At 45.4% G+C, this 18275-nt stretch carries 14 protein-coding genes and 1 pseudogene; all 15 read right to left on the reverse strand.

The window, feature by feature from the left end:
* Nucleotides 1-10 precede the first annotated feature (10 nt).
* The 15 genes and pseudogenes from DWX43_RS06460 to DWX43_RS06545 all read right to left on the reverse strand — a co-directional run bounded on the left by DWX43_RS06460 (nucleotide 11) and on the right by DWX43_RS06545 (nucleotide 18271).
* On the reverse strand, nucleotides 11-772 hold the full coding sequence (locus DWX43_RS06460) for a hypothetical protein (protein WP_006567772.1): 762 nt from the start codon (nucleotides 770-772) through the stop codon (nucleotides 11-13).
* 142 nt (nucleotides 773-914) lie between these two features.
* A pseudogene (locus tag DWX43_RS06465) lies at nucleotides 915-2772 on the reverse strand (recombinase family protein).
* A gap of 54 nt (nucleotides 2773-2826) precedes the next feature.
* Nucleotides 2827-3018, reverse strand: coding sequence for a hypothetical protein (locus DWX43_RS06470; RefSeq protein WP_002596259.1), 192 nt, complete (start codon nucleotides 3016-3018; stop codon nucleotides 2827-2829).
* A 70-nt stretch (nucleotides 3019-3088) separates the two neighbouring features.
* Nucleotides 3089-3319 carry a PC4/YdbC family ssDNA-binding protein gene (locus DWX43_RS06475; RefSeq protein ID WP_002596258.1) on the reverse strand — a complete coding sequence of 77 codons (231 nt, stop codon included), beginning with the start codon at nucleotides 3317-3319 and terminating at the stop codon, nucleotides 3089-3091.
* 45 nt (nucleotides 3320-3364) lie between these two features.
* A complete protein-coding gene (locus tag DWX43_RS06480) occupies nucleotides 3365-4219 on the reverse strand; it encodes a ParB/RepB/Spo0J family partition protein (RefSeq protein WP_002596257.1) in 855 nt (284 codons plus the stop codon).
* Nucleotides 4220-4227: 8 nt separating this feature from the next.
* Nucleotides 4228-5193, reverse strand: a complete 966-nt coding sequence (gene mobV / locus DWX43_RS06485; RefSeq protein WP_002596256.1) for a MobV family relaxase — start codon at nucleotides 5191-5193, stop codon at nucleotides 4228-4230.
* A gap of 6 nt (nucleotides 5194-5199) precedes the next feature.
* A complete protein-coding gene (locus tag DWX43_RS06490; protein ID WP_004613323.1) occupies nucleotides 5200-5379 on the reverse strand; it encodes a hypothetical protein in 180 nt (59 codons plus the stop codon).
* A 330-nt stretch (nucleotides 5380-5709) separates the two neighbouring features.
* Nucleotides 5710-6741: an AAA family ATPase gene (locus DWX43_RS06500; RefSeq protein ID WP_002596255.1), complete on the reverse strand. Its 1032-nt coding sequence runs from the start codon at nucleotides 6739-6741 to the stop codon at nucleotides 5710-5712.
* 155 nt (nucleotides 6742-6896) lie between these two features.
* Nucleotides 6897-7370: a sigma-70 family RNA polymerase sigma factor gene (locus DWX43_RS06505; RefSeq protein ID WP_002596254.1), complete on the reverse strand. Its 474-nt coding sequence runs from the start codon at nucleotides 7368-7370 to the stop codon at nucleotides 6897-6899.
* 76 nt (nucleotides 7371-7446) lie between these two features.
* Nucleotides 7447-7878 (reverse strand): sigma-70 family RNA polymerase sigma factor, encoded by a 432-nt coding sequence (locus DWX43_RS06510; protein WP_002596253.1) that lies wholly within the window; start codon nucleotides 7876-7878, stop codon nucleotides 7447-7449.
* Nucleotides 7879-7973: 95 nt separating this feature from the next.
* Complete coding sequence (locus DWX43_RS06515; protein WP_002596252.1) at nucleotides 7974-8483, reverse strand: sigma-70 family RNA polymerase sigma factor; 510 nt, start codon at nucleotides 8481-8483, stop codon at nucleotides 7974-7976.
* 490 nt (nucleotides 8484-8973) lie between these two features.
* Nucleotides 8974-9147 (reverse strand): cysteine-rich KTR domain-containing protein, encoded by a 174-nt coding sequence (locus DWX43_RS06530; protein WP_008724758.1) that lies wholly within the window; start codon nucleotides 9145-9147, stop codon nucleotides 8974-8976.
* A 51-nt stretch (nucleotides 9148-9198) separates the two neighbouring features.
* Nucleotides 9199-11118, reverse strand: coding sequence for a tetracycline resistance ribosomal protection protein Tet(O) (gene tet(O) / locus DWX43_RS06535; protein ID WP_002596250.1), 1920 nt, complete (start codon nucleotides 11116-11118; stop codon nucleotides 9199-9201).
* 366 nt (nucleotides 11119-11484) lie between these two features.
* The gene (locus DWX43_RS06540) at nucleotides 11485-11859 is read right to left on the reverse strand and encodes a TnpV protein (RefSeq protein WP_001129922.1); all 375 of its coding nucleotides are present in this window, start codon (nucleotides 11857-11859) and stop codon (nucleotides 11485-11487) included.
* Nucleotides 11840-18271, reverse strand: a complete 6432-nt coding sequence (locus DWX43_RS06545; RefSeq protein ID WP_006567776.1) for an SNF2-related protein — start codon at nucleotides 18269-18271, stop codon at nucleotides 11840-11842. Before DWX43_RS06545 ends, DWX43_RS06540 begins: the two co-directional genes overlap by 20 nt.
* Nucleotides 18272-18275: the final 4 nt, after the last annotated feature.

Raw genomic sequence — 18275 nt, forward strand, 5'->3', positions numbered from 1 at the left:
TTAATGAATTCTATCTGGACATCGCCGGTTCCGGGAGTTCCTCTGTTACCACCAGTTCTTCTCCCTCATCTTTTATCTCCAGCTCGTTATTGATTTCCTGCTGGCGGATTAGTTTTTGTTTCAACTCCGATTCATAGGGGAATTCTTTATTAAACTCCCTTTTAGATTCCTCCATATTTCTTTTGTACTCTTCCAGTTTTTCTTTATGTGCGGCAACTCTCTTTTCCAAACTCCCCAACAGGTTCTCCATACGGACCATATTTCCGGAAGCACTGCTGCTCATATCTGCCGAATAAGTCAGTTCCCCACTCAGCTTTATGATACAGTCAGAATACTTTTTTTCTACCACTACATCAAACCCCTTATAGCTGCCCACCGTCCTGCTTTCCATACTTTCAAGGGAATGTGCCATCTCTAAGATAACGCTGCCCGCCGCCTCACGTTCATCATATCTAAGGCCGTTCAGAGTAACGAAAAAGTCCGGCTCCATACAGAGTGCCTGGTCACGTTTCCTGATATCTTTTTCCATAGCATACAATCGGTTCTCAGTCTTCTTAATCAATTCTGGATATTTGAAAAGGAAATTATCCTGATGGACATAGCGCTGGCTCTCATAGCTTGCCTTCAAGACCTGCAGACGCGAAACTTCCGTGTCTACCTCGGTTTTTTCCATAATCATAGGATTCCCAGACGCAATTGCCTTGATTTCCGCAAAGGATAAAATGGTTTCGTCTACGTCCTGACATTCCCTTTCAACCGTTTTGTCTGTCATTATCTGGCTGATAAACCTCTGCTTATTTTCTACAATCCCCCAGAGGTAACTGTCAAATGTCTTTTTCGTGATATAGCGGTATATATTGACTTCTTCATTATCATTTCCCTGGCGTATGATACGCCCTTCCCTCTGCTCAATATCAGTCGGTCATTTTTTGCGGACAGTTCAATACATGCCTGTCTGTTTCGCTCCCTGCTCCTGCGTTTGCTCTCGTTTGATTTCTCCCTCTGTATCTTCTTGGCACAAGCAGGACAATACTTCGATATGCCAGAGCGGGGAACATATTCAACACCGCACACCGTACAATTCTTAGGCTTTAACGCAGTCCACCGCTTTGTCGGTGTGATATGTAATTCACCGACAAAGCCGATGAATTTATAATAAATCTTGATTTCCTGCCGCACCATTCCGTCTGTAAGTTTCTCACGTTCCGAAACAAGTATCTTGTCTATAAGTGCGTTTATGATGGTTGCGTCCAGTTCCTTAATGCCTTGATAGTTGCGGATTAGGGAGAGGAAATCACGGACACCCTGCGTCTTCTCATAGCTGTCGCTGAGCGTTTCCGTTACCTCTTTCAGCCTTGCTTCAATTTCAAGCTGTTCTTTCTGGTATTTTCCCGACATCATCTCAAAATTCCGCTCGGTAATACGCTCCATCACCTTATCTTCATAGAGTGAGGAAAACAGCCTGTCCAGTTCTGCAAGGCGTTTGTTCAGTTTTCTTTGCTCCTTTTCCAGTGCCTTTGCCTTGCTCTGGTCTGTTTCCGTGAGCCGCTTTTCAATCGCCCTCACTGCCTTTTCATCATTGACTGCCATATCCGCAAATCGGTTGATGTCGGTGAGGACAGCGTTGAACAAGTCCCTCGCTTCAATGCTGTGTGCGGTACACATGATATTACCGTATCTGCCATAATTATTGCAGGAATATTGTACGCAGTCGATGATGTCGGGGCGTTTCCTCCTGTTGGCACTCATAGCCCGCATCGCATAGCCGCAGTCCGCACACTTAATAACGCCTGCAAAGATGTTCTCAAAGCCGCCCTTGTTTTCTGGTAATCTGCGGCTTGTAATAAGCTGCTGTACGGTATCAAATTCCTCCTGCGTGACTATCCCCTCATGGGTGTCTGGTATCACTTCCCATTCTTCGGGCAGCTTAGAGGGGCGTTTCTTGCTTTTCATGTTGGCGGCAATCCGCTTGTAGCCTGCAAGGTTTCCCGCATATATCGGGCTTCTTAAAATGCCCCTTACGCTGTTCTCGCTCCAAATATAACGGTTCTCCTCATTCTCCTCAAAATACCTCTCATAGCCTGTTGCCCCCTGCTCCGCCGCATAAGCGGCGGGGCGTAAGATATGCTGTTTGTTGATGTGCTTGCGGATTTTGGCGATTCCGTTGCCCGCTAACGCAAGGTCAAATATTTCCCTTACCACATGGGCAACTTTGTCATCTATCAGCAGATGGTTGTGGTCGGCGGGGTCTTTGACGTAACCGTATGGTGCTGTCGTCCCCATGAATTTCCCCTGCTGAAACCTCGCTCGGTACGCCGATTTTATCTTGACCGACACATCGGCGGAATACATTTCGTTTAGGATGTTGCGGAAAGGCGTGATGTCCATAGCGGATTTATTGAGCGTGTCCACGCCGTCATTGACCGCTATATACCTCACATTATGCTCTGGGAAAAACACTTCCAGATACAGTCCGCAATCAAGATAGTTCCTCCCCAGACGAGATAAATCTTTCGTGATAACGCAGTTTATCAGACCGCTTTCAATGTCCTTAATCATGTTCTGGAAACTTGGTCTTTGGAAATTTGTACCAGAGTAACCGTCGTCCACATACGTTTTTGCTAAGTGCCATCCCTGCTTTTTCACATAATCCGTGAGGATGGATTTCTGTGTCGCAATGCTCGCACTCTCGTTATCCGTGCCATCGTCTTTTGACAAGCGGCAGTACATGCCGACTTCATAAATCTTGTTCTCCATTCTTATTCCTGCCATACTGTAAAACCTCCATATCTGTCCTATCTGTTTTCATGTTCCATTGCGTACATTCTAAGCGGACAGCCCCTCATTGTCGAAGGTGTCGCCCTCGGCAATCTTCTTCCGAATATCCTCGGAAATAATCGGGATAAACGCTTCTGTGACTGTCTGCGTGCCGACATATTCACGGCTGATTATCATCTGAACTGGTGCTTTCGGCACGATACGCTTTCTCTTTTTATCTGCTTTCTTATCCTCGCCCATACTTAAATCTTCCTTTCCAGACAGGGCAGGAGAACGTCTGGAAACGCCCCGCCCTGTCAATCAGATACCATCAATCCCCGCTGTTTACTTCTTTCTGTAATGCTTCAAGGAGTGCTGCTGCTTCATCAGCGTTCAACGTGATACCCTTTCCGCACTTCTCACGGTTCGGGGAAAAGCTGCGGATGTCATATTTCGGCTCTCTTCCGTTCCATGAGATAAGATTGATTTCTTTTGTGTAGCCGCTGTCGCCCTTAGACAATACGGCGATTTCCTTTACAATCTCATACTGGATTTCTTTCATTCTTCATACCTCAATTTTCTGCATTTACCTCCCGAAAAGAGAAGATTAGCGGCTGTCCCTGCCCCGTTTCCTCTGCAATTCACGCTCCAAAAGTTTAATGATGGTTTCCTCCATCTGCTTCGGCGTTGTGTTCTTCGGAAAATACTTTTTCAGCTTGCTTGTGTTGATTTTCAAGGTTTCTTTCTGGTTTCCCTTTTCCTCCGTCATAATTGCAAATATCGTATCCATGTCAAGCCGCCCGCTCTGGCTTAGGCTTTTCATCCGCTGTGCCTGTGAGAGTGAGGGCGTTGCTTCTTCGCTCTCCATCGTGGCAAAGAGGTTTTCCTGCTCGTCTTTCTTCAAAAAGGACAGTTCCACCGCAGGCGTGAGGGCGATTTTCCCCTCGTCCACCATCCGCAAAATCGGCGGTATCAGTTCCGTCAAACGGATAAATCTTTGTACGGTCATCCTGCCTACGCCGAAGCCCTGTGCCACCTTGTCGTCCGTCCGCAACTTCGTCACAACTTGTGACGAGGTTAAGTCTGTGCGGAAACCCTGCCGCTTCATGGCTTCGGATTTCATCTTGTAGGCAAACGCCCGCTCTGATGGCAGGATATTCTCACGCTGTAAATTACTGTCTACAAGGGTGATGATGGCTCGGTCACGGTCTAAGGGCAGGACAAACGCAGGCACGGTATTTATCCCTGCAAGTTCAGACGCACGGACACGCCGCTGCCCTGCAATCACTTCATAGCCGTTCCCGTCCTCTTTCGGGCGTGTGATTATCGGCGTGACAATGCCAAATTCCTTGATGCTTTCCGCTAATTCTGACAGCGTTTCATCCTCTGCCACATGAAACGGATTGTCGGGAAACGGGTACAAGTCTTTGGTCTTTAACACCTTAAAATCCTGTTTCTTCATTCACATATCTACCTTTCTTTCGCTCTGCTTTTATGGTTTTTCTGCAATTCTTCCAACACTTCGGGCGGTATCTTTGAGAGCAGCCGCCCCATCTGCTCGTTGGTTCTCTGCAACTCAAATATCTTCTGGTTCGCTTTCTGCACCTTTAGTTCCTGCTCATACTTTTCATCACGCATACGCCCCGCATAGTCTGATTCCTGCCCGATTTGCTCCTTTAGGCTATTGATATAGGCACTCTGCTTACTGATTTCCTTTGAGAATTTCTCCACGTCTGGGAGCCATGCCGCAATCAGTTCCAGAGCCTTGTCACGCTTCTTCCCTGCATTAAAGGCGTTGATGTCGGACAGTGCAGACACAATTTCCTCATACTGTTTATCAAGCCTGCCGCCCAACTTATAGAGCCATGTGGGGACATGTTTCCGCTTCGTTTCCATTGAGGACTGACCTCTTTCAAGCTGATTCCACCGTGAGGACATCCGCTCATGGTAGGCGGTCTGCCATTCGGACAGGCTCTTTTGATTGCCTAAAATTGTTTTGGCAGACAGCTTATTGTCTGGTGTAATCGGCACAAAACAGAGGTGCATATGCGGCGTTCTCTCGTCCATGTGGACGACTGCGGAGAGGATATTTTTCTCCCCGACACGCTCTGAAATGAAATCCAGAGCCATCGTAAAATACGCTTTCTGTTCTTTGGGCGGCAGGCTGTTCATAAATTCTGGCGAAGCCGTGATAAGCGTTTCCACCATCATCACGCTATCTTTCCTCGTCCTGCACCCTGCTTCGGCTACCATGCGGTTAATCTCTTTCTTGTAGGTGTACCTCGGCGGATTCACAAGATGGTAGTTATCTTTCGAGCGTTCCATATCTATATCTGGATTGCTTTTATAGGCTTCTTTTTTACGCTCGTTGTGGCGTTCGCAAGCCGCAACGCCGCCCGCTTTGCGTTTCTGGAAACGCAGGATTGCATAGGGCATAATTCATCATCTTCCTTTCTTCGGCGGGTAAACTGCCCTTTGGGTGACAGCGGTGACGGCGGTGACAGCAGTTTTGGGATACCCCCTACCGACTGCCTCAACTGTCACCCTTATTCCCTGCATGACGGTCATGTCGATGATGACGGTGTTTTTGGAATACCCCCTCGCAAGAGCCGTCACCGTCATGCTGCCATTCTTTTATCCGAAGCGTGGAGCGTAGGATAAGCAGGGCGTAAGACCTGCCATAAGGGAGTCCAGAGGGAACGTCTGGCACACGACTTTGCAGGGCAAAGTGTAGTGTGTTACACCCTGTAAACGCAGTCGGAAAAATCGGAAGGATTTTTCTGACCGCAGGGGTGGTTTTACACGCCGAAAAGGGCGGGTAAATCCTACGCCTGCACTTTGCGTTTACGGGGTGTTCTCCCGCAGGGATGACAGCGGCAGGGTATCCTAAAATCACTGTCACCGCCGTCACCGCTGTCACCCGCAGGGCAGAGTCGCCAGCTTTACACGGCTTTAAGCGTCAATGACAGTAACAGGGGGTATCCCAATATCGCTGTCACCACCGTCACCGCTGTCACCCGCCCGCTTTGCAAGCGAAATCTGCCTGCCGTGTTTTTTGCGGCTGTACTGATAAACGATATGGTTCTCATTTAAAAATGTGGTGCGGTATTCATTGAGCCATTTCGTAATCACCGTGGGTATGGTTTCCGTTTCCCTCATAGCGGCTAACAGCTCCGTTGCCGTGCCTGCCCATTCTTCCTTATCCCTCATAAAATCCACCAACCGAAAAAGGACGTCTGGTATCGTTTCTTTCGCAAGCTGCTCCTGCGTTTTTCTCTCCACAAGTTCCCAACTGCAATCACGGAAACGCAGCGTGTATTCCTGATAGGGCGTGTCCCTGCCCGTCACATACAGCTTGGCGGTGTCGGATGCCCGTTTCTCCTTTTCCAGAACAAAGGTAGCGTCCGCACTCCCCGTTAAGCCTGTCGTCCCAGACACCTTGTTGAACACATCGCTGTCATTCTGCTTTCGGATGTGGTGTACGACAATGACCGCCAATGAATGCCTGTCGGCAAAGTCTTTGATTAGTGAGATGTCCCCATAGTCGCTTGCGTAGGCATTGTCTTTTGAAGCTGTACGGACTTTCTGCAAAGTGTCAATGACAATAAGCCTGCTGTTTGGGTAATCTTTCAGATAATCTTCAAGCTGCACGATAAGACCGTCTGACAGCTTGCAGCTTGCCACGGCAAAGTGAAGCCGCCTGCTCGCTTCGTTCGTCAATCGGAACAGCCTGTCCTGTATACGGCAGAACGTGTCCTCAAGGCAGAGGTAAAGCACGTCGCCCTCCATTGTCGGCATATCCCACAAGGGAAGTCCCTGCGACACGCATAAACATAGCTTCAGCATGAGCCAGCTCTTTCCTATCTTCTGTGAGCCGCAGAACAGCGACAAGCCTGTGGGGATAAGGCTGTCCACCACAAAGGACGGCTTCTCAAGCGGTTCATAAAGGAGCGTTTCGGCGTTGACTGTCTGTAACTTCTGCATGGCTTTCCTCCTTTCGGGCGGTGTTTTTGTTTTCGTTGCACATAGGCGTTGACCTCCTTAAAAATAGATTTACTCCCACGAAGAAAAAGTGAGAGTATGTAATGCCGCCAATCCCACACAAATAAAAAACAGATTTCTTTTTCGGGCGGTGTCGGTCACGGTTGGAGATACTTCCTCATTTCCGCCTTTACTTTCTCCTTTGCAATCGCAACAGATTTCTGTATTGCCGAAGCGGTGCAATGCTCCATAGCGGCGATTTGGTAAAAATTGAACTCATACTCGTAGTAGAGCAGGAAACGCCGCCTTTGTATCTCTGGCAGTCCGTCAACCGCCTTACAGAGCAGTTCTGCCCGTTCTGCCTCAATCATTTGTTCCTCTATGCTCTTAGGCAGCTTCAACGCCCGCCTGTTCAGCGTTTCGTCCCATACTTCCGAAAACTCCCTGTGCCGCTCGTCCCATTGGAGGAGATTCCTGTTCCTGCGTTCCATCTGCCGAAACTCCATAAAGAACTGTTCCGACACTTCCAACTCGTGGGATTTGCCCTGCCCGTCCTTAAAGCTGATAAAATACCTTGTGCCGCTTTCCGTGGATTCCTCCCGAAGCGTGTACGCCTTAACTCTGTATGCCATCCCGCTTGCCTCCTGCAAAAAATAAGTGAGGGGATTTCCATCCCTCACCCAGTAGCCCGCAGGACGGCAGGCTGTTTTAGACGCTATAAAATTTTCGTAGCTTCTTCCGCAGATGGTCTAACCTCGCATAGATGGCACCAGTCGTCAAATGCACGAGCGGGGCAATCTCCTTTGTGGAATACCCCTGCATTTTCAGCAGGACGATTTTCAAGGTACGCCCGTCCACCGCGACTAATACTTGATAGAGATTTTCGCTCTCAATCTCGTCCAGTAACTCCGCAACCGTACCCACTTCCGTCTGCCGCTCCCTGTCTGCCATGTCCTCAAGGTATTCCGCAATGTCATTCGTCCATCGGTAAAACCGCCTGTTGGAATTGAAGTCTGCCCTGTCCGCAATGCGTATCTGCTCAATGGTCGCTTCATCAACGCCGCACTCACGCAGCAGCTTTTCCTCCGCTTCTTTCCAGATACGCCATTTCCTGTCCTCCCGTCCGTGGTTATATGCCATGCTTCTTTTCCTCCAATCAGAATTGATTGAGAGGGCAGAGAAAAACCCCCTCATTTTCCCAAAGGAAAAAACAAGGGGGCTGAACGCCTTAAATTTTAATTTTCTATTATCTTTCTTAGTTTTCTTAGGATTCTGGCTTTGCGTTTGTTCACAACGCTCTGGGTTATGCCGAACCTCGCCCCGACTTCACGCTCAGAAAGTCCGTCAAAAAAGATTGCCTGTATCAATTCCTGTTCACTATCCGACAGCAAAGGCAGGGCGGCTTTCAGCCTGTCCACCATAACCGCATTGACAACGGTTTCCGCAATGTCTGCCGCTTCATCAGCGATAAAGTCTAAAGGCTTCCCCTCGCTGTCCGTAAATCCATCCAGAGAAAGCAGGCTGTTCTTCGTATCTAATTTTTTCAGATAACGCCACCGTTCCTTATCTCGGTAGAAGTCCGTGTATTGCTCCCTCACGACTTCAAGCAGACAGCCTTGAATGGGGATAAACAGCTTGTCCATATAGGTCTGGTCGGATTCCCTGCGGCGGCAGAAATCCGTATAGGACAGTTCCACATATCTGCCGCTTTCCTTGATATATACCTTTCTCGGTGCGTATTTCACTGTAAGTACCTCCCATCTGAATTTTTGAAATGTTCAAAATCCAGATGGAGAGGTGGCGAACGACACCTAACACCACTAATAGCCCTATGGCACTTTCCAACAAAAATCGACAAAAGAAAAACCGCAAAGGCTCTATGACCTTTACGGTTATGGGAAATATTAATTCTGTTGTATGGAGATTGTACTTCTACATTCAAGGCAGGAAGTGCCGTTGCATAGGCAGAAATTTTTTTAACTGGTTTCCTGCCGTTCTCTGATATGCTATGTATTGATAAATTTTGCTTCGTATGAGCAGATAGATAACTGCCCGAAAAAAGGACATAAAAAAATCCCTCCAAATTTAAAAACAAATTCAGAGGGTAATTTAGGGTATAACAAAATAACCCACCCGAATATCGTTTTTTTTATTTGGTGAGTTTGTTCTTTCAAATACGAAACAAAAAGAGCCGATGATTCGTGAATTGTTCCACAATTTCATCGGCTCTGCGTCTTAAGCGTCTGGCTCTTTGATGACAGTTATCTTCAAGTTGTCAACTTTAATCAATCTTTCTTGTCTGCATTTTGGACAATAAAGGGGATAATTCTCCAAAACAGTGTCCTTCCTAATTTTATTACGGGTTTTGTTCCCACAAACAGGACACAATATCCATTCGCATTTCATCATAATTAGTCTCTAATCCTTTCAAATCTCATTTTATATGACTTTTGCAAGCTGTTAAGCTAACTTGTGGAACATATGCCGAACCTTATCTATACGGCTATTCGGGCGGCGGGGTTGGCAAATAAATTTACCAATAGCTGGCTGGTATCCTTTTAACTCTGTCAAGCAGACTCCCTGCCCATTTGTGAAATAAGTTAAATCGTTCCTGTATTCTTGAATACATCTAGCAGGGATTTCTCCTTTCAGAATGACCTCGTCATTCTTTATCTGAGTACTTACAATATCTGCACAATACCTTGGAGCATCATGATACGCCCGTGAGAGATATTCCTGCGGTGCATAAATTTCAAAGTGGAGATATGGCTCTAATAGTTCTGTCCCTGCTTTTTTTAAAGCCTGCTCCAATACGATAGGGGAAAGCAGCCGAAAGTCTGCGGGGGTACTTACAGGACTATAATACAATCCATATTCAAAACAGATTTTACAGTCTGTCACTTTCCATCCATACAGCCCCTGCTCGCAGCCATAAAGAACCCCCTCCATAACCGCATTTTGGAACGATTGATTTAAATATCCAAGTGAAACTCTGCTTTCATACTGCACTCCGCTTCCAATAGGGAGCGGCTCTATGGACAACCCGACAGAAGCCCAGAAAGGATTTGGCGGGACTTCTATGTGGATGGTATATTCTGCTTTTCTAAGCGGTCTTTCCATATATATAACAGTAGGCTCTTTTATTTCTGCCTCCACATGATATTTTTCCTCAAGGATGGCACAAATGACTTCCATCTGCACTTTCCCCAAAAAAGAAAGTATAATCTCATGCGTTGTAGTATCCACATAATATTTTAAAAGAGGGTCGCCATCTGAAATTTCTGTAAGTGCCCCAAGCAATATTTCCCGCTGTTCAGATTTCTTTACTGCAATCGTTGTTTGGAGCATAGGGAGAGGATTTTCAATAAATTTTCTCTGCGGCAACAGTATTCCGTTCCCCAAAATACTGTTTAGCTGCAAAACATCATTTGGTAAAATTACAATATCACCAGAGCAGGCTGTATCGGATGAATATAATTCACCGTTTGTCGGAACACACATCTCTGTGATTTTTATTTTCTCTTTTTCAGATATTCTAATAACATCCCTCAAATGCAATGTTCCGCTATATATACGCACATAAACAAAACGCCGCCTTTTCTCTGAATATTCAATCTTAAAAACCTGCCCGCATAGTTCAGATTGACCTTCAGGCGTTGATGAATAAAATTTACTGGCAATCACTTCTATAAGCTGCCGAATCCCCAGATTGTTTTTAGCGCTTCCGTGATAAACGGGAAATAACGTTCCGTTTTGGAATCTCCTGTTTTCTTCCTGTTCCAGTTCTGACATTTTAAACGGTTTCCCTGACATATATTTCTCTAATAGTTCATCGTTTCCCATAATTACCGCATCCCACTGTTCCATATCGTCATTGTCCGTTACATTTATATGGGGATGCTGCCCAACCTTTTGCTTCACTATAATTTCCGAAGAAAGCTTTGCTTTCATTTCTCGATATACCATTGGCAAATCAATCCCCTCTTGGTCAATTTTATTGATGAAAAAAATTGTCGGAATCTTCATTGTCTGTAGTGCATGAAACAGTATACGGGTCTGTGCCTGTATGCCATCCTTTGCAGAAACTAATAATACTGCTCCGTCTAATACGGATAAAGAACGGTATACTTCCGCCAAAAAATCCATATGGCCTGGCGTATCTATAATGTTGACTTTTACATCCTCCCACTGAAAAGATGTCACTGCTGTCTGGATAGTGATTCCCCTTTGACGCTCCAAATTCATTGTATCTGTCCTTGTTGTGCCTTCATCTACGCTCCCTAGTTCTGCAATTGCACCACTGGTATACAATAAACTTTCCGTTAATGTTGTCTTTCCTGCGTCAACGTGAGCCAGAATGCCTAAGTTAATTATTTTCATGTGATTTTCCTCCTATCAACACCCAAAAAAGGGCATAAAAATACCCAGTGATAAATACTCCTATCACTGGGTAAATAACTCCAATAGCCCCAAAACACTTATATGTTTTCGGGCATATAAAATTACATGATAAAAGTATTCTTAAACTGGGTACAAAAAACTAAGCCCCATATTAAAAGTGAAACGAGACTGCTACTTTTTGTTCCCACTATCAAATTGACAGTTTATTTAAGAATACCTTGCCGCATATTTATTAACTCCTTGTATAATACTGAATCTAATTATATTCCTTAACCCTTTATTTGTCAAGCTGACAAACTAAAGCAGAAAAAGCGGCAGGATTTCCCCCTGCCACTAATCATCTGTTTATGCAAAAATAATTTCCTTTTCCACAATCTCCCTCGCACAAGCCCTTATGTTATTGAGGCATCCTGTCCATTCTAAGGCGTTTTCTGCCTTTAGCTGTTCCGTTATGCCCTGTGCCTGTTTCATACCCTCTATGAGCCTTTCAAAGCGTTCCTGTGCCTGTCTGTTGATGTCGGCAAGGTAGGCGTTTAGCCTGCCGCTTGTAAGAAGATTGGTGTATGTAACTTTACGGTACTGTTTTAGATAATCTAAATGCCGTTGCCCCCAGATGCCTATTGCCTGTTCTTCTTCGGCGGGTACAGTTAAGCACGGTATCAAATAATCCCCTTGCCTTTCGTATTTGCCGCCCAGTTCCTCAAATAATGATTTTGCCATTGTCTGTTACCTCCACATTCTTTTTTATTTTGAATGTCCGCAAAATCCGTCCTACATCCGAAGGTTTCCACGGGCAATCAATGTGATGAGCCGCGACAAGGCGTTTTTGGATATTGGTTCCTGTTCCCATCATGGACGTGCTTCCCAGGAGGATTCGTTTCCTGCCGCTCCTCATGTCTGCAAATAATTCCTCTTTCTGCTTATCACTATGGGCATCATGAATAAATGCAATTTCATCTTCTGGTATTCCTTTCCTGATCAGCTCCTGTTTCAGAAAGTCATATACATTAAATTTCTTGTTTCCTGTGGGCGTGCCAATATCGCAAAAGACAGCTTGTGTCCCCTTAAACTCCTGGGAACCAATGTATTCCTGATAAATATTCTCTGCCGCCTGAAAGAGTTTGCCGTCACCATCTACTTCCGCATCTGGGTCAATCAGCCGGGGATCGGTGCCGAGCAACCTTGCTTCGTTGGTGATCTTGAGCATGTTATCGACCGTTGGATCTACATTCCCTGCTCGTATTGCTTCCGCGCGTTTAGCCAGTTCCTGCATCATGTACTCAACACTCTCAGACGCCACGCTCTCCACAATTTTGTATTTCCCACCTTTTAACTTAGGTACATTCAGGTTCAGCATTGAAGGCAATTGGATATCAGCCACCTCCCGGAACATATTCATAAGCTCCGGCAGATTACAGAATTTATTGAACCGGCTCCGCATTCGGTATCCGCCCTCTGGTGACATTTCAAGCGAAGTGGTAACTTCGCCAAAATTGGCCGCCCAACTGTCAAAATGGTCAATCCCCTTCTCATGTAGTTTCTGTGACTGCAGATACAACTGCATGACATACATTTCACACATGGTATTGGAGATAGGCGTCCCGGTTGCAAGGATAACATTTCTTCCTCCGGTCAGTTCCTGGATATACTGGATCTTTTGGAACATATCCATAGCCCGCTGGGAACCATTGGTGGAAATACCTGCCACATTACGGATTTTTGAAAAGATAGACAGGTTTTTAAACACATGCGCTTCATCTACAAACAATGCATCTATCCCTAACTGTTCAAAATCCAGAACATCATCCTTTTTTGCATCATTTCTCAGACTTAAAATTTGGGATTCCAGATTTTTCCGTTGACGCTCCATATCTTTTATCCCCCATTTAGCCCCCTGCTCCTCCTTCATCTCCGCAATGGCCCCCGAAATTCGTTCCACCTGATTTTCAAGAATTTTCGCACGCCTTTCCGCAGACAGGGGAATCCTCTCAAATTGAGAGTGTCCCAAAATCACGGCATCATAATTATTTGCAGCAATCCTACATGTCAGCTTTCTTCTATTTTCACTTTTAAAATCTTCTTTCGATGTCACAAGTAGATTGGCACTGGGATATAAGTGCAGGAATTCTGCCGCCATCTGCCCCACAAGATGATTCGGTACGACAATCATTGCTTTATGCATCAGCTTCAGCCGTTTCAACTCCATACAGATAGCCGCAATTTCATAGGTTTTTCCAGCCCCAACCGCATGGGCCAGCAAAGTGCTTCCATGCAGTGCCCGGTCTACAACATTCCGTTGATGGTCCCGCATATTTATTTCCGGATTCATACCGGGGAACGATAAATAAGAACCGTCATAAACCCGCAGACGGTTATCATTGAAGTTCTGATTGTAAAAATCCACATATTTTTTTCTACGCTGCGGATCTTTCCATATCCACTCCTTAAAAGCATCTTTTATGAGGGTTGCCTTTTCCCTTGCCAGAGTTGTTTCTTTCTGATTTACTACATACCGTTCACTGTCCCCAACTTCAATCTTATCTTTGACGGTAATTACATTCTGGTTCAGTAACGCCTCTATGATGGAATATGCATCAATCCTTTTTGTTCCATATGTCTGGCTTGCCGCCACAGAAGAATAGTCGCTGGATTTATTAGTAACCTTGTAAGACATAGTATATCGGTTTAACTGTACCTTGATTGCATAAGTCCCGTCTCTGTACTGATCCGGCGTATTCAGCGTCTCATAGATAAATGCCTCATAATCTTCCTGATCAATCCAAGAGGTTCCCAACTTTACGCCGATTTCCGTTGCCGTCAAATCTTCCGGCTGCACCGCTTTCAGGGCTTCTACATTTGCCAAATAGACGGGATTATCTTTTGCATACACTTCTGCAGCCTTTAGTTTATTCCGAACCGGACCGCTCAAATACTCACTTGCCGTTTCCCATCCCTGATTAGGATTCCCATCAGCCGCTTTGACTGGGTTTAAGAATACCTGCCCTTTTAATTCCTGCAGGAGCCGTTCCCGTTCTACCGGATAGACACTCAGCATATAGGGGATATGTACCTTCCCATATTCCGCCAGGCTGACTTTCAACGCGTCCATGGCTGTATCCACCTTCTTAACTATGGAAACTGGCGCAATAGTCTGTTTATAAAAGATATCCGCCTTCTTTATATTCTTGTTTTCATCTTCCGTTTCCAGGCTGCATAACAGATAGTAGTCATTGTCCTCCCGGAATGCTAACTTGTTGGCACGGCTGGACAGATATCCATACTTCTTTACATAAGGATCATAAATCTTATTTAGCTTTTCCTGTGCCTCAACAAGTTGATCTGTACTGCACCCATGTGTCTGAATATCAATCAGGTATCTGACCGACTGCCGGATAGCATGCATTCCAAGGATACGATTCCGTTGCGTCTCGTTTCCCGACCATCTCACCATGATATCATTATCCCGGTAATAGATTTCTCCCTCTATGACTGTATATGTGTTATTTGCCACATCTAAGAGGGCCGGCATGGTATTGGGAAGTTCTTCCTTGCTGTTTACATCAGGGAGCAGCGTTTTTTCCTCTACCGGACAATAATCGGCTGATAGAAAAGAAATAGCATGATTCAAATCTTCTTCAAGATTAAAATTTTCCTCATCTTCTACGATCAGTTCTGTATAATTAGAGTTTTGACCATAGGTATGCCTGTCAAAAGCCATCTTTCCCAGCATCATTTCCGGATGGTTCATATAATACTCATTGACCGGCACCCCATCATCGGTATAGGTGATGTTCATCCATTCCTCTGATTTATTTGTGGACAGTACACTTCCCTTCTTTTGAAGGAAGATAATGTCAGATGTCACTTCTGCTCCCGCGTCCTTTTTGAAGGCAATCCCTGGCAGACGTACCGCGCCGATAAAGTCTGCACGCTCCGCCAAGTATTTTCGTATCGTGGAATTGGCTTTATCCATGGTGAATTTTGTTGTGACAACCGCAATGATTCCTCCAGGGCGAAGCAGGTCCATGGATTTTGCCAAAAAATAATCGTGAATACGGAAACCATACTTTTTATATTCAGGATCAAAAATTTTGTACGCGCCGAAAGGAACATTTCCCACGATGACATCAAAGCTGTCCTTTTCAAACTTTGTCTTTTCAAATCCTTTGACTTCAATTGCGGCATGAGGGTGAAGCTGTTTTGCAATCCTTCCACTGATACTGTCCAATTCCACTCCATAAAGACGGGAATCCCGCATATCTTCCGGCAGGACACTATAAAAGTTCCCGACGCCCATACTGGGTTCCAAGATGGAACCATTTGTGAACCCAAACTGCTCCAATGCTTTATAGATTGACTTAGCGACAACGGGCGGCGTGTAAAATGCGGAATTAATACTTCCCCTGGCCTGCTCATATTCTTCCTCTGTCAACAGCGTCTGCAGTTCCTGATACTCGTTTGTCCAGTTTGGACTCTTAGGATTGAATACATTAGCAAGACCTCCCCATCCTATGTATTTGGCGAGGATATCCTGTTCCTCTGGTGTAGCCGGGCGGGAGGACTGTTCCAGTTCCTTTAACAGACGGATTGCTGCGACATTACTCTTATACTTTGTCTTGTCACCGGAAGGGAATTCCCATCCATCAGGGTAAAAAAAATCCGAAACCTGAATGACGTTTTGGTTTCGGTTACTCATTTCCTTATATAATAGGAAGGTTTCTTCCGGACATAGGGCAAATTCTTCTTTGCGTGCCGCTTCATATTCCCCCGGTGGCAGGTACTCTCCCACATCAATGGCTGCCTGGATTGCACGCGATACTTCCTGCATGGTAAAAGCCCCATGTCCTTCATTTTCTCCATTCACAAGGCGGAATTCAACGACTCCACTTTCACCATACGTGTAATGGATCAATCCCCAGCTTGTATTTAGCGCAGACTTTCCATAGTCCTGCTTAGACTGAACTTTCAAAATTTTTGAAAGAAATTCCTGTTTTTCCTTTTCCCCTGCCTGTTCAAAGAACCTTTGAATCAATGGTTTGGAGGGAATCAATGCCATGGAATGAAGGGCATATGCATTTGCAGCCTCTTCAAATACTGCCTTTAACCGTTCACTTCTTCCATCAGCCTGGGTCTCCTGTATTTCTTCTCCTGTATCCTCTGTTCTTTTGTCATCTTTCTCAATTACGGTATCCGCACTTAAATATGGTATTGTTACTGCCGGTGTCTCGCCGGCCTGTTCTAATAACCCCTGGTATTGGGACGCCAGATTTTGAAACCAGGGAATTCTTTTAATTTCCTCTACAGAGAAATCCTGGCTGGATTCAGGATATTGATCTAATTCGATTATCCGGGCCAGAATGTCCCGGATCACACGCCACGGATAGGTCTGCACCTTATTACCGTCAAAAGAACAAGAAATCTCTCCAGCATGGAAGGTCAGTGTTGAGGTAAATATCCAATCCACATCTGAACCAAGCAGGGAAAGGAAACTCTGCCGTATAAATTCGGTTTCCTGCTGGGGCAGTAAGTTTATGGTCATTACATCATAAATCATGTCAAATACTATCCTGCCATCTGCCGTTTCCAGGAAATTTTCTACTGTTTCGGCCAATGATTCCGGTATTTCCACGTCCTTTTTTATTGGCTGATAGTATTCCCCGCTTTCGATTAATAATAGGATTTCTTCTGCCACTATCTTAAATGGAAGATACCCACTTAGATACTGCCTCTGCTCATGCCAGTATAACTGGATTCCCGTATTATCTGTCTCATATTCAAATTCAAGTCCCTCACCAGTAATAATGGTGTCTCCACCTTCGTAAATCTGATAAAGAAATTCAACACGCTCCTCTATCCCTTCATTTAACTCAAAGAAATCATAGATCTTTTTCTTTAGGATAGGTTCCAGTGCGCCTGCTAATACCACTTCTCTGCATAATTCATCTGTCACTTCTACAGGCACTGGTTCAACAGAAAAAGAAGGAACCGCAACAGCAGTTCCTTCCTCTATATCAGTATCTATTACCTCGGCTTGCAGATTACTTCCTGCATCACGGTTTCCTGAGCTATCATCGCTGCTTCGTTTCGAAGTCTGGTCATCTCCATCGTATCCGCCGGATTGATGTTCCTCTCCACCGCTTTTATCCTCACGTAGTCCTCCACGATCTGGTCGTGCAGCTCCCACGCTTCCGCCTCTATCTGTTTCAGCAGCTCCGGCAGTTTGCCCGTCCGCAGCAACAGGCTGTACCGGCTTTCCTCCTTCTCCAGCAGGTATTCCTGTGCCAGCTTCGCGTATCTGCCCAGCGTCTCCAGCCCTTCCGCCTGTTGGCTCCCTGTCTCCAGCATCGGGTACAGCAGCCCGTCCTTTTCTTTCCTGTAATTCAGTTCTACCATCTTGATTTCTCCTTTCATCTTCCCGGATCTCTTTCGCAATCTCTGCAAATCTCCGCAACGTCCTCTCTGCAATATCCGATATGAGGATACCTATTTTGGATAGTATCACCTCTTCCTGGTAGTTTGTTATTGCAGACAGTCCTGTATCAAAAGTATCAATCCCGCATCGCCTTAATACCAAGTATGCGGTGCTCTGCAGGATGAATTCTTCAACTGGTGACATTTGTTTATCGTCCAATTCATCCTTGCTGGTAAGAACTGCTATTTCATGAATCCTGTCGTTTTCCTCTTCCATTATAGCACGTACATATGTTCTCGTAAAGTTTTTTATTGCTATCCTGAAATTATTTTCTTCCTGATATTGTTCTGGAAATAGCCTCTTTGCAAAAGCAGGAGCATTTTCTTCATTGATTTCCCATATCCAAGGCATAACCCTTCCGCCGGTGCTTTTGATATCATAGACATACTGCGCACCTCCCAGCATCTCAATGGGAAATGTTGCGATTCCAATCTCACCGCCCCTGACATAACGCTTTGCTTTCTTCCAGTCTGAAAATCCCAGGAGGATTTCTGCCTCCGGGTATTGTTCGTAAATGATACATGTATTCAAAAAGTCAAAACGATATAAATTCCCCCTGGCAGAAAACTCCAGATATTTTCTCCACTGTTCACCGTCACGCGAGATATCAAAAATTGCAATATCATACAAATCTGATACCTTCATGGTGTGCTGATCCATAGGT

It is taken from the genome of Clostridium sp. AF19-22AC (genome assembly GCF_003479085.1).
Lineage (GTDB): Bacteria > Bacillota > Clostridia > Lachnospirales > Lachnospiraceae > Faecalicatena_A > Faecalicatena_A orotica.

What these genes read in the sequence shown, in the direction of transcription:
- DWX43_RS06460 (WP_006567772.1), bottom strand. Translation starts at nt 772, where the DNA reads ATGACAGACAAAACGGTTGAAAGGGAATGTCAGGACGTAGACGAAACC.
- DWX43_RS06470 (WP_002596259.1), bottom strand. Translation starts at nt 3,018, where the DNA reads ATGGGCGAGGATAAGAAAGCAGATAAAAAGAGAAAGCGTATCGTGCCG.
- DWX43_RS06475 (WP_002596258.1), bottom strand. Translation starts at nt 3,319, where the DNA reads ATGAAAGAAATCCAGTATGAGATTGTAAAGGAAATCGCCGTATTGTCT.
- DWX43_RS06480 (WP_002596257.1), bottom strand. Translation starts at nt 4,219, where the DNA reads ATGAAGAAACAGGATTTTAAGGTGTTAAAGACCAAAGACTTGTACCCG.
- mobV (WP_002596256.1), bottom strand. Translation starts at nt 5,193, where the DNA reads ATGCCCTATGCAATCCTGCGTTTCCAGAAACGCAAAGCGGGCGGCGTT.
- DWX43_RS06490 (WP_004613323.1), bottom strand. Translation starts at nt 5,379, where the DNA reads ATGACGGTGACGGCTCTTGCGAGGGGGTATTCCAAAAACACCGTCATC.
- DWX43_RS06500 (WP_002596255.1), bottom strand. Translation starts at nt 6,741, where the DNA reads ATGCAGAAGTTACAGACAGTCAACGCCGAAACGCTCCTTTATGAACCG.
- DWX43_RS06505 (WP_002596254.1), bottom strand. Translation starts at nt 7,370, where the DNA reads ATGGCATACAGAGTTAAGGCGTACACGCTTCGGGAGGAATCCACGGAA.
- DWX43_RS06510 (WP_002596253.1), bottom strand. Translation starts at nt 7,878, where the DNA reads ATGGCATATAACCACGGACGGGAGGACAGGAAATGGCGTATCTGGAAA.
- DWX43_RS06530 (WP_008724758.1), bottom strand. Translation starts at nt 9,147, where the DNA reads ATGATGAAATGCGAATGGATATTGTGTCCTGTTTGTGGGAACAAAACC.
- DWX43_RS06540 (WP_001129922.1), bottom strand. Translation starts at nt 11,859, where the DNA reads ATGGCAAAATCATTATTTGAGGAACTGGGCGGCAAATACGAAAGGCAA.
- DWX43_RS06545 (WP_006567776.1), bottom strand. Translation starts at nt 18,271, where the DNA reads ATGGATCAGCACACCATGAAGGTATCAGATTTGTATGATATTGCAATT.